At 33.3% G+C, this 23,445-nt stretch carries 18 protein-coding genes and 1 tRNA gene; 9 read left to right on the top strand and 10 right to left on the bottom strand.

What is annotated here, in order from left to right:
• Positions 1–68: 68 nt before the first annotated feature.
• Complete coding sequence (locus tag ACXGQW_RS12020) at positions 69–1,265, bottom strand: NAD(P)/FAD-dependent oxidoreductase (protein ID WP_457823058.1); 1,197 nt, start codon at positions 1,263–1,265, stop codon at positions 69–71.
• A gap of 103 nt (positions 1,266–1,368) precedes the next feature.
• Here ACXGQW_RS12020 and ccsA point away from each other — a divergent pair, with 103 nt between their 5' ends.
• Positions 1,369–4,572, top strand: a complete 3,204-nt coding sequence (ccsA, locus tag ACXGQW_RS12015; protein ID WP_457823057.1) for a cytochrome c biogenesis protein CcsA — start codon at positions 1,369–1,371, stop codon at positions 4,570–4,572.
• 64 nt (positions 4,573–4,636) lie between these two features.
• The gene (locus ACXGQW_RS12010; protein ID WP_457823056.1) at positions 4,637–5,152 is read left to right on the top strand and encodes a DUF2892 domain-containing protein; all 516 of its coding nucleotides are present in this window, start codon (positions 4,637–4,639) and stop codon (positions 5,150–5,152) included.
• An 84-nt stretch (positions 5,153–5,236) separates the two neighbouring features.
• Here the strand turns inward: ACXGQW_RS12010 and bshA are convergent, their stop codons facing one another.
• Positions 5,237–6,373 (bottom strand): N-acetyl-alpha-D-glucosaminyl L-malate synthase BshA, encoded by a 1,137-nt coding sequence (gene bshA / locus ACXGQW_RS12005; protein WP_457823055.1) that lies wholly within the window; start codon positions 6,371–6,373, stop codon positions 5,237–5,239.
• Positions 6,374–6,564: 191 nt separating this feature from the next.
• Between bshA and ACXGQW_RS12000 the strand changes: the two genes are divergently transcribed.
• Positions 6,565–6,640 (top strand) — tRNA-Phe (locus ACXGQW_RS12000).
• A gap of 117 nt (positions 6,641–6,757) precedes the next feature.
• On the opposite strand, the gene ACXGQW_RS11995 is transcribed toward ACXGQW_RS12000, so the two are convergent.
• Both ACXGQW_RS11995 and ACXGQW_RS11990 read right to left on the bottom strand, forming a co-directional pair.
• Complete coding sequence (locus ACXGQW_RS11995; protein ID WP_457823054.1) at positions 6,758–7,528, bottom strand: M90 family metallopeptidase; 771 nt, start codon at positions 7,526–7,528, stop codon at positions 6,758–6,760.
• Between the two features lie 72 nt (positions 7,529–7,600).
• Positions 7,601–8,608 carry a glutamine synthetase beta-grasp domain-containing protein gene (locus tag ACXGQW_RS11990; protein ID WP_457823053.1) on the bottom strand — a complete coding sequence of 336 codons (1,008 nt, stop codon included), beginning with the start codon at positions 8,606–8,608 and terminating at the stop codon, positions 7,601–7,603.
• Positions 8,609–8,943: 335 nt separating this feature from the next.
• On the opposite strand from ACXGQW_RS11990, the gene ACXGQW_RS11985 reads away from it, so the two are divergent.
• Positions 8,944–10,131: an AIR synthase related protein gene (locus ACXGQW_RS11985; protein ID WP_457823052.1), complete on the top strand. Its 1,188-nt coding sequence runs from the start codon at positions 8,944–8,946 to the stop codon at positions 10,129–10,131.
• A 517-nt stretch (positions 10,132–10,648) separates the two neighbouring features.
• Here the strand turns inward: ACXGQW_RS11985 and ACXGQW_RS11980 are convergent.
• Positions 10,649–11,323, bottom strand: a complete 675-nt coding sequence (locus ACXGQW_RS11980) for an NAD(P)H-dependent oxidoreductase (protein ID WP_457823051.1) — start codon at positions 11,321–11,323, stop codon at positions 10,649–10,651.
• Between the two features lie 95 nt (positions 11,324–11,418).
• Here ACXGQW_RS11980 and ACXGQW_RS11975 point away from each other — a divergent pair, with 95 nt between their 5' ends.
• Together ACXGQW_RS11975 and ACXGQW_RS11970 are read left to right on the top strand one after the other, a co-directional pair.
• A complete protein-coding gene (locus ACXGQW_RS11975) occupies positions 11,419–11,751 on the top strand; it encodes a winged helix-turn-helix transcriptional regulator (protein WP_457823050.1) in 333 nt (110 codons plus the stop codon).
• A 61-nt stretch (positions 11,752–11,812) separates the two neighbouring features.
• Positions 11,813–12,523 carry a DUF1223 domain-containing protein gene (locus ACXGQW_RS11970; RefSeq protein ID WP_457823049.1) on the top strand — a complete coding sequence of 237 codons (711 nt, stop codon included), beginning with the start codon at positions 11,813–11,815 and terminating at the stop codon, positions 12,521–12,523.
• On the opposite strand, the gene lpxK is transcribed toward ACXGQW_RS11970, so the two are convergent.
• Complete coding sequence (gene lpxK, locus ACXGQW_RS11965) at positions 12,513–13,526, bottom strand: tetraacyldisaccharide 4'-kinase (protein WP_457823048.1); 1,014 nt, start codon at positions 13,524–13,526, stop codon at positions 12,513–12,515. The genes ACXGQW_RS11970 and lpxK overlap by 11 nt on opposite strands.
• A gap of 82 nt (positions 13,527–13,608) precedes the next feature.
• Here lpxK and ACXGQW_RS11960 point away from each other — a divergent pair, with 82 nt between their 5' ends.
• From ACXGQW_RS11960 to ACXGQW_RS11950, 3 genes are all read left to right on the top strand, one after another.
• The gene (locus ACXGQW_RS11960; RefSeq protein ID WP_457823047.1) at positions 13,609–14,703 is read left to right on the top strand and encodes a Nif3-like dinuclear metal center hexameric protein; all 1,095 of its coding nucleotides are present in this window, start codon (positions 13,609–13,611) and stop codon (positions 14,701–14,703) included.
• A gap of 5 nt (positions 14,704–14,708) precedes the next feature.
• Entirely contained in the window at positions 14,709–15,482 is a 774-nt protein-coding gene (locus ACXGQW_RS11955) for a zinc ribbon domain-containing protein (RefSeq protein ID WP_457823046.1), read from the top strand.
• A 160-nt stretch (positions 15,483–15,642) separates the two neighbouring features.
• Entirely contained in the window at positions 15,643–18,237 is a 2,595-nt protein-coding gene (locus ACXGQW_RS11950) for a DUF6923 family protein (protein WP_457823045.1), read from the top strand.
• 110 nt (positions 18,238–18,347) lie between these two features.
• On the opposite strand, the gene ACXGQW_RS11945 is transcribed toward ACXGQW_RS11950, so the two are convergent.
• From ACXGQW_RS11945 to rimP, 4 genes are all read right to left on the bottom strand, one after another.
• Positions 18,348–18,539: a cold-shock protein gene (locus ACXGQW_RS11945; protein WP_457823044.1), complete on the bottom strand. Its 192-nt coding sequence runs from the start codon at positions 18,537–18,539 to the stop codon at positions 18,348–18,350.
• Between the two features lie 144 nt (positions 18,540–18,683).
• The gene (gene infB / locus ACXGQW_RS11940; RefSeq protein ID WP_457823043.1) at positions 18,684–21,539 is read right to left on the bottom strand and encodes a translation initiation factor IF-2; all 2,856 of its coding nucleotides are present in this window, start codon (positions 21,537–21,539) and stop codon (positions 18,684–18,686) included.
• A gap of 61 nt (positions 21,540–21,600) precedes the next feature.
• Complete coding sequence (nusA, locus tag ACXGQW_RS11935) at positions 21,601–22,851, bottom strand: transcription termination factor NusA (protein WP_457823042.1); 1,251 nt, start codon at positions 22,849–22,851, stop codon at positions 21,601–21,603.
• 9 nt (positions 22,852–22,860) lie between these two features.
• Positions 22,861–23,325, bottom strand: coding sequence for a ribosome assembly cofactor RimP (gene rimP / locus ACXGQW_RS11930; RefSeq protein ID WP_457823041.1), 465 nt, complete (start codon positions 23,323–23,325; stop codon positions 22,861–22,863).
• Positions 23,326–23,445: the final 120 nt, after the last annotated feature.

Here is a 23,445-nt window from a genome sequence, read left to right as displayed (position 1 = left end):
AGCAAAAAGTAAAATATAAATAGATCTCCAAAGATAAAATCTAGGAGATTTCTTAAAAAAGAACGGTCTTATTTAACAAAAGCCATTTTCTCTTTTAGTTTCTCTTTTAACGCTTCCATCACATCTTTAGGATACAGCTTTTCTCCCATAAAAATATCTGTCATAGCCTCACTAAAACGCTGTCCGTATTTTTTTAATAATGTTTTACGAATCAATTTACTTCCGTAAAACAATTTTGCCAATTTCATAGAAGTTAACAATTCAGGCATTATGGTATCTTCAATAATATCAGTATATATTTTTGCAGCCTTTTCAACATCTCCTTTGGATTCAGCAAGAGCATCCGCCACCAATTTTCCACTATAAATAGCATTAGAAATACCTTCTGCCGTTAAAGGATCGGCAAAACCTGCTGCATCACCAATTAAAAATACATTGTTTTTCACAAAACCATCTAATCTAGGAGTCACTGGTATTTTATATCCGTGTTTTTCAATACTAACAATCTCCTCAATTCCCAAGAACTTGATATAGTCTGCACAGTATTCTTTAATTTTTTTGTCCTCTTTTAGAATAGCTCCTACTCCAATAGACAAGTGATTTTTCTTTGGAAAACACCAGCCGTAACCTGCTGGAATTGCATCAATATCAAAACGAATTTCTTTAGACAATCTTTCAAAATCTGCATCGTTTACCTCAATTTCGTACTCTAAGGCAGGTATTAAATTTCTAGTGTCTTCTGTCCAACCAGCCATTTTAGCAATGGTGCTATAAACACCATCGGCCGCAATAACACAATTAGCATTTATTACTCCTTGAGCCGTTTCCAACACCACACCACTCTCGTTTTTTGTTAGATTGGTAACTTTACAATTTTGTATAAGCTCTACTCCTAGCTCTTGTCCTTTTTTAATGATTAAATTATCAAAGGTATCTCTCATTACAAGAGAAACAATAGGCTTTTCTCTTTTAGTCACAAAATGAAGTTTTTTTCCCATGTAAATATCTACTTGGTTAAACTCCACGTCTACAGTTTCAGAAATATCAAAAGGCATTTCTTTTCTTCCTCTATACACAAAACCTCCTCCACATACTTTATATCTTGGCAAGGTTTCTTTTTCTAATACAACTGTCTTAAAACCAGCTTTTGCTAAATGAAATGCTGCCGAAGCTCCGGAAGGTCCACTTCCAATAACAGCTACATCAAAACTACTCATCTTAGTTAATTTTCGGCTAATATAAATCAATCTAAAATGAATTACCATTCTAAATAATAAAAATGTGAAATAACAGGTTTATTGAATATCCATATCGCTACTTTTTTATGCTTTATTCCGTAATTTAGCGGCTCAAAATTTGATGACAATCATGAAAAATATTTGGAATTTAATTTACAGCACTCGTTTGATGGCTATTCTCTTTATCGTTTTTGCTGCCGCTATGGGAATTGCCACTTTTATTGAAAATGATTACGGTACCGAAACTGCTAAAGTATTGGTTTATAATGCATGGTGGTTTGAGGCTATTATGGTTTTGTTTGTGATCAATTTTTTTGGAAATATTTTTAAATATAAATTATACAGAAAAGAGAAATGGGCTGTGCTATTGTTTCATCTATCTTTTGTTTTGATTATTGTAGGTGCTGCTGTTACAAGATATATTAGTTACGAAGGAGTTATGCCTATTTTGGAAGGTGAACAATCTAATGAGTTTTTTTCGGAAAAAACATACATCAATCTTACTGTTGATAATTTAAAAGAGCAAAAAGAAATTCACAAACCTATTCTTTTATCAGCAAAGGGAAAAGCTTCTTTTAATTTTAGTGATGATTTTAGAGATCAGGATTTTTCTTTTGAACTTGTAGACTACATCCCAAACGTAAAAACCGAATTTACTTTATCTGAAAAGGGAGAACAGTATTTACATTTTGTTGAATCTAGTTCAGGGAGTAGACACGATCATTATATCAAAAAAGGGACTATTGAGAATATTCATGGAATTTTGGTGGGATACGAAAAGCCAGAAAATACCTCCATCAATTTTACAGAGATAGATAACGTTTTACACATTCAATCCAGACATGATGGATCTTTTATGCGAATGGCAGACAGATACAACGGATTGATCACTAAAAACACCACTGAAAAATTCAATTATTTAAGTCTACATCAAATCGCGGGTTTGAGCTTTGTAATTCCTGAAAAACCAGTGACGGGAAATATGGAAACTGTTTCTGCTCAAGACAAAAAAGCAAACCCAGAAGCTCTGCTTACGTTTAAAGTTGATTCTAATAACGAATCTACTACTGTTCAGGTACAAGGAGGACAATATACCTCTAATAGACCTGTTTCTTTTTCATTATCTGGTCTTAACTTCAAATTATCTTACGGTGCTAGAATTTTGCAGCTTCCTTTCTCTATCAAACTAAACGATTTTCAGTTGGAAAAATATCCTGGTTCAGAATCTGCGGCTTCTTATGCAAGTGAGGTTACTGTTATTGATGATGCCAACAATGAAACTTTTGATTTTAGAATATTCATGAATCATATTTTAAACTACCAAGGCTATAAGTTTTTTCAATCTAGTTACGACTTATCTGGACCTAAAGAAGAAACAAGGCTTTCTGTAAATCACGATGCGGTGGGAACTATTATTACCTACATCGGATATTTTGCGCTCTATGCTGGTTTGATGTTAATTATGTTTATGAAAAAGACTCGTTTTGGAATTTTAAGTGCAAAATTAGACAAGTTAAAAAGCAAAACAACAGTTATTGCTACACTTGTACTTTTGTCTGGTTTTAGTGGATTTTCGCAAGATCACAATCACGATGACCATCAACACGAAGATCATGATCATAGCCACGAACAACACAACCATACTGAAAGCGCACAGACCTCCGCTCCAAATGCTTTGGACCCAGAGGAAGTCAAACAAAATATTACCAAATATGCTACTAAACCAGATCATGCTTTGGAGTTTAGTAAACTAGTTATACAAGATGCTGGAGGTAGAATGAAGCCTATTCATACCTTTGCAAGCGAACTGTTAAGAAAGGTAAGTAAAAAAGATACTTATAACGGTCTAGATGCCAATCAGGTGTTTTTATCCATGGTAGAAAATCCAAGATTGTGGTACGATGCTCCAGTTATCTATTTAGAGAGAAATAACAAAAAGTTGAGGACTATTTTAGGCCTTGAACAAGACACCAAATATGCACCGTTATCTAGTTTTATTGATCCTAGTGGAAATTATAAATTAACATCTTATGTTTCTGAAGCGGAAAAAAATCAGAAAAAAAGTGCTTTTGAGAAAGATGTCATCAATGTAGATAAAAGAGTAGGATTGCTCTACACTGCTATCAGTGGAAGTATTCTACGCATTTACCCAAAAATAAACGATGAAAACAACAAATGGGTTTCTCAACTAGAACTAAGTACTGCGGGCTTTAGAGGTATCGATTCCGTATTTGTAAAACAAATTATTCCTGCTTACAGACAAACATTATGGAAAGCCAAAGAAACTGGAGATTATAAAGATGCTAATGAAATACTAGAAGGAATCAAAAATTTTCAGAAAAAACATGGTGCAGAAGTTTATCCTAGTGAGAAAAAAATAGATTTTGAAATTACCTATAATAAATATGACATCTTTAAAAAGCTGTTCTCTTATTACATGTATATCAGTGCTTTATTATTCATTTTTATCATCATACAAATTTTTAAAGACGGAAAAATAATACGCTTTCTAATTAAAGGCTCCGTGGCCATTACCATATTTTTATTTGTATTGCAAACTGCTGGTTTGGGAGTTAGATGGTTTATTAGCGGTCACGCTCCGTGGTCCGATGCCTACGAATCTATTATTTATGTGGCTTGGGCTACTATGTTTTTTGGTTTGGCATTCGGAAGAAAATCTACCTTAACCATCGCCGCTACTGCTTTTGTAGCTTCCATGATATTAATGATTGCACATTGGAACTGGATGGATCCGCAAATAGCCAACTTACAACCTGTATTAAATTCTTACTGGCTAATGATTCACGTAGCCGTTATTGTTGCGAGTTACGGACCTTTTACATTAAGTATGATATTAGGTTTGGTATCTCTTATTTTGATGATTTTAACGACTTCAAAAAACAAAAAATCTCTAAAATTAAAAATTGATGAGCTTACTATTGTAAACGAAATGAGTATGACTGTGGGAGTTGTAATGCTTACCATCGGTAACTTTTTAGGAGGTATGTGGGCCAACGAAAGTTGGGGACGTTATTGGGGATGGGATCCAAAAGAAACTTGGGCTTTGATTAGTATTATGGTCTATGCTTTTGTTTTGCATATGCGATTGGTACCGGGCTTAAGAGGAAAATTTGCCTTTAACCTTGTCTCCGTTTATGCTTTTGCAAGTATTATGATGACTTATTTTGGTGTTAACTTTTACCTATCTGGATTACACTCCTATGCTAGTGGAGACCAAGTAGTAACTCCTAATTTTGTGTACTATTCTGTAACAGCTGTAGCTATAATTGGATTGATTGCTTACTTCAAGTTTAAAAAGCATTACAAAAAATAAATTGGATGTTTAAATCCGCAATTAAAAATGTAAATTCGCAATTCTATAATTACAAATAATCAACATGTTTAATAAATATTTAAAATTAGTCTTAGCAGCTATTATCACAATCTTTGCCGTATTACAATTTATTGATGAGAATATTGGAAACGGTATTTTATTACTATTACTAGCAGGGATTTTTGTCTTCTTATATTTTAAAAATGAAATTTTATTATTAGCATTTTTACAAATGAGAAAACAAGATATGGAAGGAACGGAAAAATGGTTAAACAAAATCAAAAATCCAGAAGCCTCATTAATTGTTTCTCAACAAGCTTACTACTACTATTTAAAAGGATTAATGGTTGTTCAAAAAAACATGACTCAAGGTGAAAAATTACTGAGAAAAGCTCTTGGATTAGGTTTACGCATGGGACATGACAAAGCAATGGCCAAGTTAAATTTAGCGGGAGTAGCCATGAGCAAACGCAGAAAAAGAGAAGCTACAACTTTATTAAACGAAGCAAAGAAATTAGATAAACACGGAATGTTGGCGGATCAGGTAAAAATGATGAAAGATCAGATGAAAAGAATCTAATCCTTAAAAAATAACTAACGGCTACAAAAAACGTCTTCATCATTAATGATGAAGACGTTTTTTATGAATATCTATTCCCTCCGTTTAAGCTGTAGTAACTACTAAGCTCTCGTAGATTTCTTCGTATTTGGGTAAAACATTAGCAATACTAAATGTTTTAGCTCTATCGTACGCGTTCTGTTTGTATGTTTCCAATACTTCCTTACTTTCAATTAGTTTTAGAGTATTTTTAGCCATGTCGTTGACATCCTTCACGTTACTTAAAAAACCGGTAACTCCGTGAACATTTACTTCTGGAAGACCTCCTGTATTGGTAGAGATAATAGGTGTTTTTGCAGCCATAGCTTCTAGAGCTGCCAAACCAAAACTTTCAGATTTAGAAGGTAAAATAAACACATCTGAATAGCATAGAATTTTGTTCACTTCTGTACTATTTCCTAAAAATAAAATTTTGTTATAAACCCCTAGTTCCTTAGCCAACTTTTTCACCTCTGGCATATCAGGTCCTTGCCCAACTAGTATTAATTTTACAGGTTTCTGTTCCAAAACCTTAGCAAAAATTTTCACAACATCCTTTGCTCTCTTCACAGGCCTATAATTACTAACATGCGTAAGAATAAACTCATCCTCGCTAGCAATACCACCTCTTAAACATTCAGGACCTCCCAGCTTGTGTCCATATTTATCTAACTCAATAAAATTGTAAATCACTTCAATTTCTTTATTGATGTTAAATAATCTATAGGTATCCTCTTTTAAACTATTAGATACAGTAGTTACAACGTCTGACTGATTGATGCTGAATTCTACAGCTGCTTTGTAGTTAGGATGACTACCCACCAAGGTAATATCTGTACCGTGTAAAGTTGTTACTACTTTTATATCAATTCCTTTATCGCGTAACATTTGTTTGGCTGTGTATGCTGCATAAGCGTGAGGTATAGCATAATGAACATGTAAAATCTCCAAATTATACTTTTCTGCTACTTGAACCATTTTACTAGACAAAGCTAACTCGTAAGGTTGATATTGAAATAAGGAATATTCTTCTATCTGTACCTGATGAAAATGAATACCACTAGATATCAAATCTAATCTTACAGGTGGGTTATAGGTGATAAAATGTACTTCATAACCTTTGTTGGCCAATGCCATTCCTATTTCCGTAGCAACTACACCACTACCCCCAAAAGTTGGGTAACATACAACACCTATACGCATACTTTAAATTTTCTGTATTTGTAGGCTAAAATACCTTTAACTTACGGCTTAGACAAAATTATTGTAGGTTTCTAAATAAAAATAAATGTTAAATATCTCATTATGAATTCTCTATAAAAAACTAGTTTTTTTTAGCATAAATCCCTTTAAACATCTACAAAATAGCTTATATTTGCAAGCGCAATAGCACTGGTGCCTTAGCTCAGTTGGTAGAGCAAAGGACTGAAAATCCTTGTGTCCCTGGTTCGATTCCTGGAGGCACCACCATAAAAGCCTTAACATTTATTTGTTGAGGTTTTTTTAATTTAAATACATGATTTTTTATAGTATATAGTCATACACTATTGTTGTGCTGTGCATTCCCAAATGCTGGTCAAATAACTTTTACCTTTTAGTTGTTCCTTTACAAAAACACCTTTCTAGCATTGTATATAAATCTGGATGCTTTCTTTTTAATAATTCTGGACGTTCAAAAAAATATTCTGCAGCTACAGCAAAAAATTCTTCTTTACTGGTACCTCCATACGCTCTAATATCGGATTTATCGCTATTAATCATTTCTATTTTTTCATGCATCAAGTTTAACCAAGGAATTACAAAAGAACGATCCATTAGTGATTTAGGAATTCCGTCAACCTCTCCATCCATTTTGTCTATTAAGTGTACAAATTCGTGGATAGCTGTATTACTTTTATCAGATTTATTACTAAAACCGTGGTGTAGTGCTCTTCTGGATAAAATCATTTGATGATTAAATCTACCTGTACCCACCAAACCTGCTACATTTCTATTTTTTCCCTTGTAATTTAAGTCTTTATCAAAATAGTCGGGATAAATAATTACTGTGGATAAATTAGCGTACTCCCAATCATCAAGATAAAAAACAGGAATAATAGCACTAGCTGCCACGTATGCAATATCTATATCTTCTAAAACAAAACCTACAGCATCTATATTTACTCTTACTAAAAAGTCTGCCACCTTATCATTAAATATTATCCGTTCTTCTTTGGTTAATTTTTGATAAAACAAAATATGCTCTAAAAGCAACTCTTCTATGTTGCTAGGAACATATACGTTAGGTTTTGCTTTTCTCCTATTAAAAAGTAGTACTACTAAAACAGTACCTAGTAAAAGTCCTATAAATAAAATCATAGTTGTAAATGAATAACATAAAAAAAGCTCGGTAAAATTACCGAGCTTTTAAAAATAGTTATATGCTTATAATTAGCAAACAGTTTTAACTGTTTTGATAATACGTGCAGCAATTTTGTATGGGTCTCCGTTTGAAGATGGACGACGGTCTTCTAACCATCCTTTGTATCCTTTCTCTACAGCGATAATTGGAATACGGATTGAACATCCTCTATCAGAAACTCCCCAAGAGAAATCAGTAATAGCAGCAGTTTCGTGCTTACCAGTTAAACGTTGGTCGTTATCTTCTCCATAAACAGCAATATGCTCATCTACTACAGGACGGAAAGCCTCACAGATTTCAGCGTACTTTTCTTTAGATCCACACTCTCTTAATACAGAGTTAGAGAAGTTAGCGTGCATTCCAGATCCATTCCAGTCAGTATCACCTAATGGTTTTGGGTGGTACTCAATATACATTCCTCTATCTTCAGTTAATCTGTTTAATAAGTAACGAGCAATCCAAATTTCGTCTCCAGCTTGCTTAGCACCTTTAGCGAATAATTGGAATTCCCATTGTCCACAAGCAACCTCTTGGTTGATTCCTTCAAAGTTCAATCCAGCTTCGATACATAAATCAGCGTGCTCTTCAACTAATTCTCTACCAAAAGTGTTTTGTCCTCCTACTGAACAGTAGTACTGACCTTGCCATCCGTGGTGAGGGAAACCGATAGGTAATTTAGTTTCAGAATCCATAATAAAGTACTCTTGCTCAAATCCGAACCAGAAATCATCATTATCATCTTCAATAGTAGCACGTCCGTTAGTTTCATGTGGTGTATGATCTGCGTTGAAAACCTCAGTCATTACTAAATATCCGTTAACTCTAGCAGGATCTGGGTAGATAGCCACAGGAATTAATAAACAGTCAGATGAACCTCCTTCAGCTTGGTTAGTTGATGAACCATCAAAAGACCAGTTTCCAATTTCTTCTAAAGTTCCTTGAAAGTTTTCGTGCTCTTCAACTTTAGTTTTACTTCTCAATTGTTGCGTTGGAAAAGTACCATCTAACCAGATGTACTCTAATTTAATTTTAGCCATAATTTAAATATGATGTTAATAAAGTTTTAATTTTATCTCTTATGTCCACAAATATAAAATAATTATTCTATTGAACAACCGTAGTTCTACGTATTTTTACGTAGCAAAAAGCTTTTTTACATAGCAATGTTTTTGCGCAAAAAAAAAACTGATTTTTCGCAATTTACCCAATTTACTTCCACATGTTAGTACGATAAATATCTTTGGTTTGAATACTTTCATCAATACTAGCCGTCTATTTTTTTAGGTTATCAATGTTATTTCAATTTTATATTTCTAACTAAAATCAAATAACTAAATTTGCACATCTTTAAATCAATATTTAACACACCTATATGAGTTCTGAAGTAAGTAAAAGATATAGCCAAAGAGGAGTATCCGCTTCCAAAGAAGATGTTCACAATGCTATTAAAAATGTGGATAAAGGATTGTTTCCTAAAGCTTTCTGTAAAATTGTTCCTGATTACTTAACCAACGATAACGATTATTGTTTAATTATGCACGCTGATGGTGCTGGAACAAAATCATCTTTAGCCTATATGTATTGGAAAGAAACTGGGGATGCTTCTGTATGGAAAGGAATTGCTCAGGATGCTTTAATTATGAATATTGATGATTTATTATGTGTGGGGGCTACGGATAATATTATGTTATCCTCTACTATTGGACGTAATAAAAACTTAATCCCTGGAGAAGTAATTTCAGAAATCATTAACGGAACTGAAGAACTATTAGCCGAGTTAAAAGATTTTGGAGTAACCATACATTCTACGGGTGGAGAAACTGCTGATGTTGGAGATTTGGTAAGAACTATTATTGTAGATTCAACCGTTACTGCTCGTATGAAACGTGCCGATGTAGTGAACAATGCTAATATAAAACCAGGTGATGTAATTGTAGGTCTAGAGTCTTTTGGTCAGGCCACTTACGAAAAAGATTACAATGGAGGAATGGGATCCAACGGATTGACCTCTGCAAGACATGACGTTTTTGACAAATATTTAGCTAAGAAATATCCTGAGAGTTTTGATGCTGCTGTACCAGACGAACTGGTATATTCTGGAAAAACAAAATTAACAGATGCTGTAGAAGGATCTCCTATAGATGCCGGTAAATTGGTTTTATCTCCTACAAGAACCTATGCTCCTATCATTAAAGCTATTTTAAACAAATATACTCCAGAAGAAATTCATGGAATGGTTCACTGTTCTGGTGGAGCACAAACTAAAATTTTACACTTTGTAGAAAATCTACACATTGTTAAAGACAATATGTTTGAGGTACCTCCTTTATTTAAATTGATTCAAGAAAACTCTGGTACAGACTGGAAAGAAATGTATCAAGTATTTAATATGGGACACAGGATGGAAGTTTATGTTCCTGCAGAAATTGCTGAGGATATCATTGCTATTTCTAAATCTTTTAATGTCGATGCTAAAATTATTGGTCGTGTAGAAGCTCCAAAATCCGAAGGACAAAAATCGCTAAATATTACTAGTGAATTTGGTTCTTTTGACTACTAAAATTTGAATACAACTATATAAAAGGGCTTGTGAATTTTACCACAAGCTCTTTTCTTTTTTAGTCGCTATTCTAAATTTATTTCAGACTAGCACCTCGCCCCTAAATAATTTGCATCATTCTTTTAGCGCTCCCAAGGTCGGGCTATCCGCTATATCTTTTACTTGTTTTCGATACAAATTTATTCCGTCTTACTACATAAATTCACTCAAACTGACAGTAAAAGGATGTCGCTGCTATCCCTAGCGCATTAATATGGTATTTTTGAATTTTAAAAGTAAAGACTAATAAAAACATCTAAACTCCTATCGATGACCTGCTAATATGCTGTGTAATTGAGATAGCATAAAGAATGTTCAAGCGCAGTCCAGAATTTTCATATAAACTATCAACAAATTCCATTTAAATCATCTCGACTCCGATCAATAACCTTCTGAGATTCAACATAACTAAAACAGCAAAAAGGGGGTTCGAACGCAGTTCAGAACATTAGTATAAATCACTACTTTTTTCTAAAAACTATTTCCAAGTAACAATATCCTCCAAAGGTCTTCTAGTTTTTGGATGTGCAGGATCGTCTTTTCTGTAACCAAAAGCTACCATATAAGACAAACCATATTTGTCGGTATCTACACCAAACTTTTCTTTTAACAAAGCTTCTGCTTTTTCTTGATGAAACCCTTCTATAGGACAACTATCAATACCTGTTAAAGCTGCAGCAGTCATCATATTCCCTAAAGCAATATAAGTTTGTTTAGAAGCCCAATCAAATAATTTTTTATCTGTATCAAGTTCAAAATCTCTCTCTTGGAACTCTCTATAAAACTTAGAATACATTTCTACAACATCTTCTGGAAATTGCTTTACCTCTTTCATCATCTTCATAATATAATTTGAATCCCATTTGGTCATAGGGGCTTTCATAGCTAAACCTAATACAAAATGACTTGCAGTATCTAATTTATCTGGTGCTCCCCAAGCTACTGGCTTTAGCAATTCTCTTAACTCTTTGTCTTGAACAACAATAAAATGCCATGGTTCAAAACCAAAAGAGCTTGGAGATAAATGAGCAGTTTTTAAAATAAATGACATTTGTTCTTCCGATAATTTTTTAGAACTATCAAAAACTTTGGTTGCATGCCTGTAATTAAATACTTCTATAATTTCTTTTTCTGTAATATTTGGTTTACTCATAATTTGATTATTTAATTAAACTATACTTTTTATAGTTACAAACTTAACTATAGTCATGTATATTTGCAATAACGGTTGTAAATGATAGTATAAAAATGTATCAATTTAAAAACAAAGAATATCCTTGCTGCACAAGCTTAACCATGGGAATTATTGGAGGAAAATGGAAAACTGTCATATTATATTACTTATCGCAAGAAACACTTCGATACAACGAGCTAAGAAAAAAACTTCCGATGGTCACAGAACGTACCTTAAGTTTACAGTTAAAAAAACTTGAAGAAGACAATGTAATCAGTAGAAAAGTATATTCTGAAAAACCTCCATTAAAAGTGGAGTATGCCTTAACCGAAATGGGAGAAAGCTTAAAACCTTTAATACAAGCAATAGCAAATTGGGGTGACTACGCTGTTAAAAATTATCATTAAATAACTTTTGTATGTAATCCTAACACATAAGAAACGTCTATTTATAAATAATAGCAATCTTATGAAATATACAAAGCTTCTTGTATTAGCAATTTTTCTATTCCACATTTCAAAAATCACTGCTCAAAATAAAACTCCTGTAGTTTTTGAATTATTTACCTCGCAAGGTTGTAGTAGCTGTCCTCCAGCCGATAGTGTTTTAAAAGAAATTAAAGAGAACTACAAAGGTGCTTATGTACTATCGTATCACGTAGATTACTGGAACAGGTTAGGATGGAAAGATCACTTTAGCAAAGCAGATTTTAGTAGATATCAATCTCAATACTGTCATCAACTAAAAAGCAAATACACTTATACACCTCAATTAGTTGTTAATGGATCCGAGCATTTTAATGGTGGAAGTAAACAAAAAGCTATAAAGGCTTTTAATAAATACAACCAGCAGCTCGCTACTAATAAAATTGATTTAAAGCTGATAAAAAAGCAAGCAAGTATGTTAGCTATTGAGTACAATATTGAAAAACATAATGAAATTGTAGTTTTCAATTTAGTAGTAGATCAAAGAACTACTCATGTCAAGAGAGGAGAAAACAGTCATAGAACTCTTGTTAACCACAATATTGTTGCAAACTTGGTCATCGAACAAAAAGAAAATGGAACGTTGAAAATGGAAATACCAGCATGGGTGAACCAAAAAGATCAATTATCCATCATAGCAATAACCAAGAATAAAGATTTGCAAATTACTGCTGCCTCTAGCATTAAAATTTAGAGACAAAATTTAAAACAGCCTCATCAAAATCTGTTTCGTTTTGCATGATTTCAGTTTTAATAGGCAAGTAATACAGTTCATCTAACTCTTTTTCTAACCGAACGTAATCCTTTTCTGTGGTTAATATTTTAGAAATTGTAGCCTTATCTTTAATTAAGGATAATTCTTGTTTTGTAAAATGATGATGGTCTGGGTATTCTAAATGTTCAAACTCAATTCCTAAACTTGTTAAATAATCTAAAAAAGGTACAGGCTTAGCTATTCCAGTAACAACTGTTATTTTTTGATGGACAAACTCTTTTAATAAGACTTGCTTGGTTCCATTCAAAGACTCAGCATAACGAATCGTACTAAAAAATAATTGTTGATGAGGCTTTAATCCTATTTTTCTCTCAATTCTTAATCTTTCTTTCTCACTTAAATCACCAGGGCATTTAGTTACAATAATGATATCTGCCCTTTTTTTACCCCACCACATTTCTCTCAAATTTCCAGTAGGCAACATAAAATCATTGTAAAAAATACAATCATAAGAACTCAACAAAATATTAAATCCTGCCTTAATTTTTCTGTGTTGGTATGCATCGTCAAGCAAAACGACTTCTGTTTTAGGTCTCAACTTTAAAATTTGTTTTACCCCATTTACTCTGTTAGCATCTACGGCAACCTCAATCTTTTCAAACTTGTTGTAATACTGATACGGTTCATCCCCTATCATTTCTGATGTGGTTGATTCATCCGCCAGTATAAAACCTTTTGTTTTTCTTTTATAACCTCTACTTAAAGTAGCTATTCTATGTGAATCACTTAACAATCTTATCAAGTATTCTATTTGGGGTGTTTTTCCAGTTCCCCCTGCACTTAAATTCCCCACACAAATAACGGGTAGTTCAAATGATGTAGCTTTCAACAAACCCATATCAAACATTAAATTTCTGATACTTGTCACAACTGCATATACCACAGATAAAGGAAACAGTACAAGTCTTAAGAATTTAATCATTATCAATTTTGTCTAAAAACGTTAATAGATAACAAATATAAATATTCAAAAATGTTATAACACAAATTCTGTATTTTTGAGTATGAAAATTAAAGACATTACAAACTATATAGAAGAATTAGCCCCTTTGGCCTATGCAGAAGGATTTGATAACGTTGGATTGTTGGTAGGAAACTATGCAACTAAAGTTACGGGAGTTTTAGTTACACTAGATACTTTAGAAGAAACTGTCGACCAAGCTATTAAAGAAAATTGCAATTTAATTATCAGTTTTCATCCCATTGTTTTTTCTGGTTTAAAGAAATTTAATGGTAATAGTTATGTAGAACGTGTGGTAATGAAAGCAATTAAACACGATATTGCTATTTATGCTACACATACTGCTTTAGATAATTCGTTTGAGGGAGTGAGCGCTAAAATGTGTGAGGTATTAAAGCTAAAAAACAAGCAAATTTTAATCCCTCAGAAAAACACCATTAAAAAACTAATCACTTACGTTCCTGTAGATAAAGCTGACTCGCTTAAAGCGGCATTATACAATGCTGGTGCTGGATCTATAGGTAATTACAGCAATTGTAGTTTTGACGCACGAGGGATAGGTAGTTTTAAAGGAAATGACGATTCTAATCCTGTTATTGGAAATAAAAACGAACTACACAAAGAGAACGAAGTTCAAATTCACATCACGTTTGAAAAACATTTAGAACGTAAAATTTTACAAGCACTGTTTAAAAACCACCCATATGAGGAAGTTGCTTACGAAATTACAACCTTAGAAAATACTCATCAGCATATTGGTATGGGGATGATTGGGGAGCTAGAAACCTCTCTTGATACTACTGAATTTTTAGCTTATGTAAAAAAGCAGATGAAAACCGAATGCGTAAGACATTCGGCTCCTTTATCAAAAAAAATAAAAAAAGTAGCGGTACTGGGAGGTTCTGGAAGTTTTGCCATTGAAGCAGCTATGAATAGGGGTGCAGATGCTTATATTTCAGCAGATTTTAAATATCACGAATTTTTTAAGGCAGAAGGTAGAATACTAATTACCGATATAGGTCACTACGAAAGTGAACAGTTCACAAAAAATTTATTAGTTGATTATCTTAAAGAAAAATTTCGTAATTTCGCCATCATTTTATCGAATAAAAGTACAAACCCAATATATTACTCATAGTTATTATGGCAGTTAAACAAGAAGTATCTGTAGAAGACAAGTTAAGAGCTTTATATAATTTACAATTAATTGATTCTAGAATTGACGAAATAAAAAGCGTTCAAGGAGAGTTACCTTTAGAAATTGAAGATTTAGAGAGCGAAATTGGAGGGTTATCAACTCGTGTTGAAAAATTAAATCAAGATGTAGTTAACTTTGAAACTGAGATTGCTAATAGAAAAATTAGCATTGAAGAATCTAAAGAATTAATCAAAAAATATACAGAGCAACAAAAAACGGTTCGTAACAATCGTGAGTTTGATTCTTTAACTAAAGAAACTGAGTTTCAAGAATTGGAAATTCAATTGGCAGAAAAGAGAATTAAAGAGGCTTATGCTAAAATAGAGCACAAGAAAGAAGCTATTGCTAAAACTACTGAAAAATTAGAGGGACAACAAGCTCATTTAGACCATAAAAAAGCTGAGTTGGATGCTATTTTAAAAGAAACTGAAAACGAGCAGAATGAATTGAAAAAGTTATCTGATGAGATGGCGGAAAAAATTGACAATCATTTATTAGTTGCTTATAAAAGAATTAGAGGGAATGTAAAAAATGGATTGGCTGTTGTTGCTATTGAGAGAGGTGCTGCAGGGGGATCTTATTTTACAATTCCACCACAGGTGCAAATAGAAATTGCTGGTCGTAAAAAAATCACTATTGATGAGTATTCTGGACGTATTTTAGTAGATGCTGGATTAGCTGAGGAAGAAAGAGAAAAATTAGCAGCTATCTTAAAATAATAAGCTGACAAAAATATTTTTTATACAACACCTTTAACTTCAATAGTTAAGGGTGTTTTTTTTACCGTTAAACTACAGTAATGGTTCATTCACCTATTATCTAAAAAAGAAACGACTCTTCTTAGATAATTTTGACATTAGTAAACAAAACACCAATGTCATGAAAAAATTAACTACACTTCTATTTTTACTTTTACAATGTATTACCACTATTGCTCAAGAAAAGACCAATCAGCCTTTTAATTGCGTATATAACTCGTACTTATTCCAATACAACAACATTTATGCTTTAAACTTGGCTTCTGGAAACTCTATACTAGTGGCAGAAAACATTAACGATAGTAGGGTAAATGCAGCTGCTTATAATTCGGTAGATGGTTACCTTTGGGGATTTTTACAAGAAAAGCACAAGACTTTAATTAGAATTGGTAACGATTTTAACACAACCGAATTTAAAATAGAATCAATACCTAACACAGCTGCTAATAGTTATGTTGGAGATATTAGTCTAAACGGTATTTACTACTACAAAAAAGGAATAGAAACTCATATGATTGATTTAAATCCAGAGTCTACTGATTATCTTTCCCATGTTGGTAGCTTTAATTTATCGCGAAATCTAAATATCCACGATTGGGCTTTTAACGCCAACGATAATAATTTATATACTGTAGAAAAATCTAGTAATCATTTATTCTGTATCAATACGAGTAACAATACTATGTCAGATTTAGGTGAAGTACCTATCCTAAAGGGAAATAATTATACTTACGGTGCAGTTTACTTTGATTTGGATGGAAACCTTTACGTATCTGCCAATCAAACAGGAACTGTATATATTGTAAAGCGCACGCATACAATTAAATCAGAAAGTGATATAAGTTCTAACTTGTTTGCTTACGGACCTGCCAGTGCTTCTAATGACGGAGCCAGATGCCCAACTGCTCCAGTACCCGTAGAAAATTGTAGTAACGGTGTTGATGATGACGGAGACGGATTGGTAGATTGTGATGATCCTGCATGCTCTGGTGTAGAGGCCTGTCCTACTATCACATTAACAACTAGTGCAAATGATGGAGGTTTAGAGAGTAACAATAGATTAAGTCAAAAAATCACCGCTAGAAATTACCAGAGAAGTAGATTAAATTACCAATTTAACAAAGCAAAAGCTCCTGTTTATAGACAAAGCCAACGTTTTATCAATCAAGCAAAAACTGAATTAAAAGATTTTATCCCTTTTGGAGTTATTCACAACGCTGAAACCATTGTAACTAGCCCGTCGGACTTGATTGATATTACAAACGCTGACGATATTTTTTCTGTGGACTACGTAAATCAGGGTAAAGAAACGGTAGCTTCTATACTTGCATTAAAAACAAACAATGGGGTTTATGAACACACCAAATTTATATGTGATAGATTATTAGGAGGAGAAATTTTATCTATTGGAACTATTTTTATTGAGGAAACTCCATTTATAAAAACCATCATTAAAAATCCGGGAGGAGAAATAGAACACGTTGTGAGCTTGGCCGTAAGAGAATCAGAAAACTTTACTTATACCATAGAGTCTCATTGGAATTTAGACAAATACAAAGCCAATACTGCTTTTTATAATTTTCAAATTTGGTCTAATACTGTGGATGATGTATATGTGTTGACTAACGATATCATCAACTCTTTTAAAAATGAAAGAAGCATTAAAGAGTATATTACTTCTACTCCTCCAAAAACGTATGTTAGAAAAGGAAACTACAAAAACGGAAAACTGAATTTAAACATTGTTAACACTTACAACACACCTACAAAAACAACTATTGATGGAGGTTTAAGGGAAACAGAAACAAGTGACACTAAACATATAAACACATCTTTAGAAGTGGAAAGTTACAACACTAATGTAGCATTAGAAACGGGTTCTTTATTTGATGTTGGATTTAGAATAGAAGACAATCATGGTGGTACTCCAGATGACTTATTTGTATCGGATGGACCCTGGGGAGTTGACGATTCTGGCTACTTAACCACAGTTTACGAATATGAGGTGAGCTCAAATGATCATACTTTTTACGATGACAATTACAGTGTTGAAAGAAATATAAAGCTAAGAGCTGAAACTCCAAGTTATGTATCTGCATACAAAGCTTTCAATCCGAGATTTAAGAGTGTAAATTTGAATGAATACAACACTTTTTCGATGGATGCAATAGGTAACGGAAACATGACTGTAATTCTAATGAAAGAAAGTATTAGTGAGTGGGAAAATCAATATAAATATACTTTTAATCTTAACGACAAAGAAAAACATTTTGATATCAGTATTGAGGAGTTTAAAAATGCTAATGACAACACTATTATTGATACTTCGGATGTTACAATGATTGTTTTTTTGATGAAATCATCCCACGAAGGAATTCTAGAAAAAAAGGAGATGGAGATAAAAAATATTGAATTTAAAAGTCTAGAAGAAACTACTGAAACCTATGAGGTTATTAATACAAAGCCTACTATTAGTGTATTGCCAAACCCTATAAAAACAACAGCAAACATAACTTTCAATTCCGACGAAAAGAGTAATTACATTTTAAATGTATATAACGCTACGGGTTTATTAGTACAAGCGATTAAAGGAGACACAGTACAAGGTGCAAACACAATAGTGTACAAGCGAAATCACTTGGAACATGGAGTTTATATTTACAACTTAACGATTAATGGTAGCCAAACTTACCACGGAAAGTTAATTTTAGAGTAACTGACTGACCGACTAACTGATTGCAGGCTTACCTCTCAAAAATAGTCATAAAAAAACCTCATACTGGTAAGTATGAGGTTTTTTTAATCTTGTTCAATATAAAATAAAGCTTATAAAACCTTAACTTCTACTGCATTCATTCCTTTTCTTCCTTCTTTTAAATCGAATTCTACTTCGTCACCTTCACGAACTTCATCAATCAATCCTGAGATGTGTACGAAATAATCTTGTTTTGTCTCGTTGTCTACAATAAATCCAAAACCTTTAGATTCATTAAAGAACTTTACTGTACCGTTTTTCACTTTTGTAATGTAATAATTTAATAATGAACAAACATAGTGTTTAAAAATTTAATATTACTATCAAAGTGCTTTTAATTTTAAATAAATCATCAAACAAAAAAGCCCGTCATGTTTGACGGGCTTTTTTATATTATTTGAAATCAACTATTTAAGTTTCTTTTTTACTTCCACTATTTCGTAAGATTCAATTACGTCTCCAATGGCAATATCGTTGTAGTTCTTTATTTGAACACCACAATCGTAACCCTTGGTAACTTCTTTAGCGTCATCTTTAAATCGTTTTAATGCTGCCAATTCTCCATCATGAACAACGATTCCGTCTCTAATAATTCTAATCTGAGAGTTTCTTGTAATTTTACCTTGCACAACCATACATCCTGCAATGTTACCCACTTTAGAAATTTTATAAACTTCTCTAATTTCTACATTCCCTAACAATTCCTCTTTAGTGTCTGGAGATAACATACCTTCCATCGCATCTTTCAAGTCATTAATGGCATCGTAAATAATAGAGTATGTTCTAATATCAACTTCTTCCGTATCGGCTACTTGCCTTGCGTTTCCAGCAGGTCTAACGTTAAATCCTACAATAATTGCATCGGAAGCAGAAGCTAACAATACATCAGACTCGGTAATTGCTCCTACTCCTTTATGTAATATATTAACCTGAATTTCTTCAGTAGATAATTTTTGGAAAGAGTCTGTCAATGCTTCTACAGAACCATCTACATCCCCTTTAAGAATAATATTTAACTCTTTAAAGTCTCCTAAGGCAATACGACGACCAATTTCGTCTAATGTCAATGTTTTCTGAGTTCTTACAGATTGTTCACGTTGTAATTGAGAACGTTTTGATGCTATTTGCTTAGCTTCTCTTTCATCTTCAAATACGTTAAACTTATCACCAGCTTGAGGGGCTCCATCCAATCCTAATATAGATACCGGTGTTGATGGTGGTGCTACTTCTACGTTTCTACCACGTTCATCAAACATTGCTCTAACTTTACCAGAATGTTTACCTGCTAAAATATAATCTCCAATTCTCAAAGAACCTGCTTGTACCATAATAGTCGATACATATCCACGTCCTTTATCTAATTGTGCTTCTACTACAGTACCTGTTGCGGATTTGTTAGGATTCGCTTTTAATTCTAATATTTCAGACTCTAAAACAACTTTTTCTAATAATTCATCAACACCTAGTCCAGATTTGGCAGAAATTTCTTGACATTGGTATTTACCTCCCCAATCTTCTACCAACATATCCATGCTAGCTAATTGTTGTTTCACATTGTCTGGGTTGGCAGTTGGTTTATCTATTTTGTTTAATGCGAACACTATAGGTACTCCTGCTGCTTGTGCATGACTAATCGCTTCTTTTGTTTGAGGCATTACGTCATCATCCGCTGCAATTACAATAATTACTAAATCTGTTACTTGAGCACCACGTGCACGCATGGCTGTAAAGGCCTCGTGACCAGGTGTATCTAAAAATGCTATTTTTTGACCTGTACCAATTTTCACGGAATAAGCACCAATGTGCTGTGTAATTCCTCCGGATTCTCCAGCAATTACGTTTGCTTTACGAATGTAATCTAGTAAAGATGTTTTACCATGATCTACGTGACCCATGATGGTAATAATAGGAGCTCTTTCTTCTAAATCTTCTTCAGAATCTTCTACCTCTACTACTGATTCTTCTACTTCTGCACCAACAAATTCAACTTCGTAGTTAAATTCTTCTGCAACAATTTTAATAGTTTCCGCATCCAAACGCTGATTCATCGTAACCATCATTCCTAACATCATACATGCAGAAATAATTTCTGTTACACCCACATCCATCATAGTAGCTACTTCACTTACTGTTACAAATTCAGTAACCTTAAGTACTTTGTTTTCAGCTGCTTCTTGTGCTTGAGCATCTTCTGTTTGCTGACGGTGCAAATCACGTTTTTCTCTACGGTACTTTGCTCCTTTATTCTTTTTAGATTTCCCTTGAAGTCTTTCAAGAGTTTCTCTAACTTGTTTTTGTACTTCTTCGTCTGTAGGCTCTTCTTTAGTAACTGGCTGATTAAATCTTCCTCCACCTCTATTAGCAGGCCCTCTCCGATTAGGTCCTCCTTGACCACCTCTGTTTCCGTTATTATTACCCTGTCCTCCTCTGTTATTTGGGTTTGGAGTTCCTGGTTTAATAATACGCTTACGTTTCTTTTTAGGATCGTTTGCGTTGTTTGCCTTAGGGTCAACTTTCTTCTTCTTCGGTCTTTCGAATTGCTTTAAATCAATTTTAGCACCTGTAAGTTTTGGTCCCGAGAGTTTTTGGTATTGAGTTTTAATCGCCTCTGGCTCTCCTCCTTCTTCAGGTGAATTTGTTTCTCCAGTTGGAGTAGCTTCTGCTTTTACCTCTTCGGTTTTAGCTGTAAACTCTGTAGTTTCTTTTACCTCTTTTTCCGAAGGCTCAGACTTTTCTTCTTTCTTAGGTTCAGACTTGGCAACAGGTTTATCTTCTACTTTAGGAGCAGATTTTACTATTTTTAAACCTCCAAGTTTTGGAGCATTTGCTTTTATGACTTCAGACTCCTTCGGAGCTTCAGTTTCTGGCTTTTTAACCTCCTCTTTGACGTCCTCTTTAGGTGCTTCTTTTTTAGGCTTGTCTAAATCGATTTTACCTATTGTCTTTACCTCTAGTTTTTCAGCTTTAGCCTTCAGAATTCTATTTCTTTCCTCCTCTGCCTTACGCTTTTTTTCTTCTTGAGCTATGCGTAATTCTTCTTTTTCCTTACGCTTTTCTTCACCAACTTCTTTTGAAACGGCTTTTTTTTGCGCATCTGTTTGAAAACCATCTAACAAGATTTGATATTCTTGGTTAGAGATTTTTGTTGTAGGACGAGCTTCTATTTCAATCCCTTTGGCTGAAAGATGCTCTACTGCCCTATCTAGTGAGATGTTTAATTCTCGTAAAACTTTGTTAAGCCTTAATGTTTTGCTTACAGACATATATACTTTTTACTATTTTTTTATTTAAGAAGATCTTTTGATTAATGGCTACTGACTACCTTTATTTATCAAATTCTTCTTTTAATATACGTTGAACCTCAATGATTGTTTCTTCTTCCAAATCAGTTCTGCTCACCAATTCAGCCACATCTTTATCGATAACACTTTTAGCGGTATCTAATCCAATGCTTTTGAATTCGTCAATAATCCATGCTTCTATTTCATCAGAAAACTCTGTCAATTCAACATCTTCATCGTCTTCTGCTCCCTCTCTTAACACGTCTATTTCGTAACCTGTTAATTGAGTCGCTAATCTAATATTTACACCGTTTCTACCTATTGCCTTAGACACTTCTTCTGGTCTAAGATAAACATCAGCTTTAGGTTTGTTATCCCCTTCTGCTTCAAAGATATCCATTTTTACTACTTTAGCAGGGCTTAATGCTCTAGAAATATACAATTGTGTGTTTTTTGTATAATTTACTACATCAATATTTTCGTTCCCTAACTCGCGAACAATACCGTGAATTCTAGATCCTTTAATTCCCACACAAGCTCCCACAGGGTCAATTCTATCATCGTAAGAATCTACTGCAACTTTAGCTTTTTCTCCTGGTATACGAGCGACACCTTCAATGGTAATCAGACCGTCGAATACCTCAGGGATTTCTTGTTCAAATAATTTTCTTAAGAATTCAGGAGATGTTCTTGATAAAATAATAGCAGGCTTATTACCTCTTAATTCTACCGTTTTGATAATTCCCCTTACAGCATCACCCTTTCTAAAGAAATCTGAACGAATTTGCTCACTTTTTGGAAGTACAATTTCGTTTCCGTCATCATCCAATAAAATAATAGCATTATGCTTTATGTGATGAACTTCGGCCGTATACATATCCCCCTCTAACTCTTTAAACTTTTTATAAAGATTAGTACTGTCATGTTCGTATATTTTAGAAATTAAATTTTGACGTAAGGCTAAAATAGCTCTACGACCCAATTGGTGTAACTTAATTTCCTCTGAAACTTCTTCTCCAACCTCAAAATCAGGCTCAATTTTTCTTGCTTCAGACAATTCAATCTCTTCATTATCATCCTCAGACATTTCGTCTTCTACAACAATACGATTACGCCATATTTCTAAATCTCCCTTATCAGGGTTTACAATGATATCAAAATTATCATCAGATCCATATTTTCTCTTTAAAGCAGCTCTAAAAACTTCTTCTAAGATAGACATTAACATTACACGATCAATTTTTTTATCGTCTTTGAATTCTGAAAATGAATTAATTAAATCTATATTCTCCATTTAAATATTTTAACTAAATAATATTTTAACTTTTGTTTCTTTTATCTCTTTGTAATTTAAAGTCGCTGTTTTATCTACAGTAACTTTTCCCTTGCCTATAGGCTTTGGTTCTCTTGTTTTCCAAGTCAGTACAATATCGTCTTCGTTTACTTCTGCCAAAGTACCTTCGTACTTTTGTTCTGCAGTAGTTACTATTACAATTCTACCTATATTTTTTATGTATTGCCTTTTTAACACAATAGGCTTGGCTATATCTGGAGTTGCCACCTCTATGCTATAATCTTCTTCTTCTCTATCTAACTCTCCTTCAACAAATCTACTAATACGAATACATTCTTTTAAAGGAACACCATTATCTCCATCTATTGTTACTGATATTTTATCGTCAGCTCCAATAGCCAAGTCAACTAAAAACAAAGATGTGTCTTCTTCTAGCGCTTGATTTACTAATGTTTCTACTTTATTTTTATCCATATATACCTATAAAAAGTGGGGCTTTTAAAGCCCCACTTATCCTTTTCATTTATTTCCAACGCAAATATAAGAGTTTTTTATTGATATACAATATTTTACTCTAGGTCATTTATTACAAAA

The organism is Wenyingzhuangia sp. IMCC45533 (assembly GCF_054111225.1).
This window is presented reverse-complemented; position numbering and strand designations above follow the sequence as displayed.

Coding starts and splice junctions, on each gene's coding strand:
- ACXGQW_RS12020 (WP_457823058.1), bottom strand. CDS start 1,265: ATGGTAATTCATTTTAGATTGATTTATATTAGCCGAAAATTAACTAAG.
- ccsA (WP_457823057.1), top strand. CDS start 1,369: ATGAAAAATATTTGGAATTTAATTTACAGCACTCGTTTGATGGCTATT.
- ACXGQW_RS12010 (WP_457823056.1), top strand. CDS start 4,637: ATGTTTAATAAATATTTAAAATTAGTCTTAGCAGCTATTATCACAATC.
- bshA (WP_457823055.1), bottom strand. CDS start 6,373: ATGCGTATAGGTGTTGTATGTTACCCAACTTTTGGGGGTAGTGGTGTA.
- ACXGQW_RS11995 (WP_457823054.1), bottom strand. CDS start 7,528: ATGATTTTATTTATAGGACTTTTACTAGGTACTGTTTTAGTAGTACTA.
- ACXGQW_RS11990 (WP_457823053.1), bottom strand. CDS start 8,608: ATGGCTAAAATTAAATTAGAGTACATCTGGTTAGATGGTACTTTTCCA.
- ACXGQW_RS11985 (WP_457823052.1), top strand. CDS start 8,944: ATGAGTTCTGAAGTAAGTAAAAGATATAGCCAAAGAGGAGTATCCGCT.
- ACXGQW_RS11980 (WP_457823051.1), bottom strand. CDS start 11,323: ATGAGTAAACCAAATATTACAGAAAAAGAAATTATAGAAGTATTTAAT.
- ACXGQW_RS11975 (WP_457823050.1), top strand. CDS start 11,419: ATGTATCAATTTAAAAACAAAGAATATCCTTGCTGCACAAGCTTAACC.
- ACXGQW_RS11970 (WP_457823049.1), top strand. CDS start 11,813: ATGAAATATACAAAGCTTCTTGTATTAGCAATTTTTCTATTCCACATT.
- lpxK (WP_457823048.1), bottom strand. CDS start 13,526: ATGATTAAATTCTTAAGACTTGTACTGTTTCCTTTATCTGTGGTATAT.
- ACXGQW_RS11960 (WP_457823047.1), top strand. CDS start 13,609: ATGAAAATTAAAGACATTACAAACTATATAGAAGAATTAGCCCCTTTG.
- ACXGQW_RS11955 (WP_457823046.1), top strand. CDS start 14,709: ATGGCAGTTAAACAAGAAGTATCTGTAGAAGACAAGTTAAGAGCTTTA.
- ACXGQW_RS11950 (WP_457823045.1), top strand. CDS start 15,643: ATGAAAAAATTAACTACACTTCTATTTTTACTTTTACAATGTATTACC.
- infB (WP_457823043.1), bottom strand. CDS start 21,539: ATGTCTGTAAGCAAAACATTAAGGCTTAACAAAGTTTTACGAGAATTA.
- nusA (WP_457823042.1), bottom strand. CDS start 22,851: ATGGAGAATATAGATTTAATTAATTCATTTTCAGAATTCAAAGACGAT.
- rimP (WP_457823041.1), bottom strand. CDS start 23,325: ATGGATAAAAATAAAGTAGAAACATTAGTAAATCAAGCGCTAGAAGAA.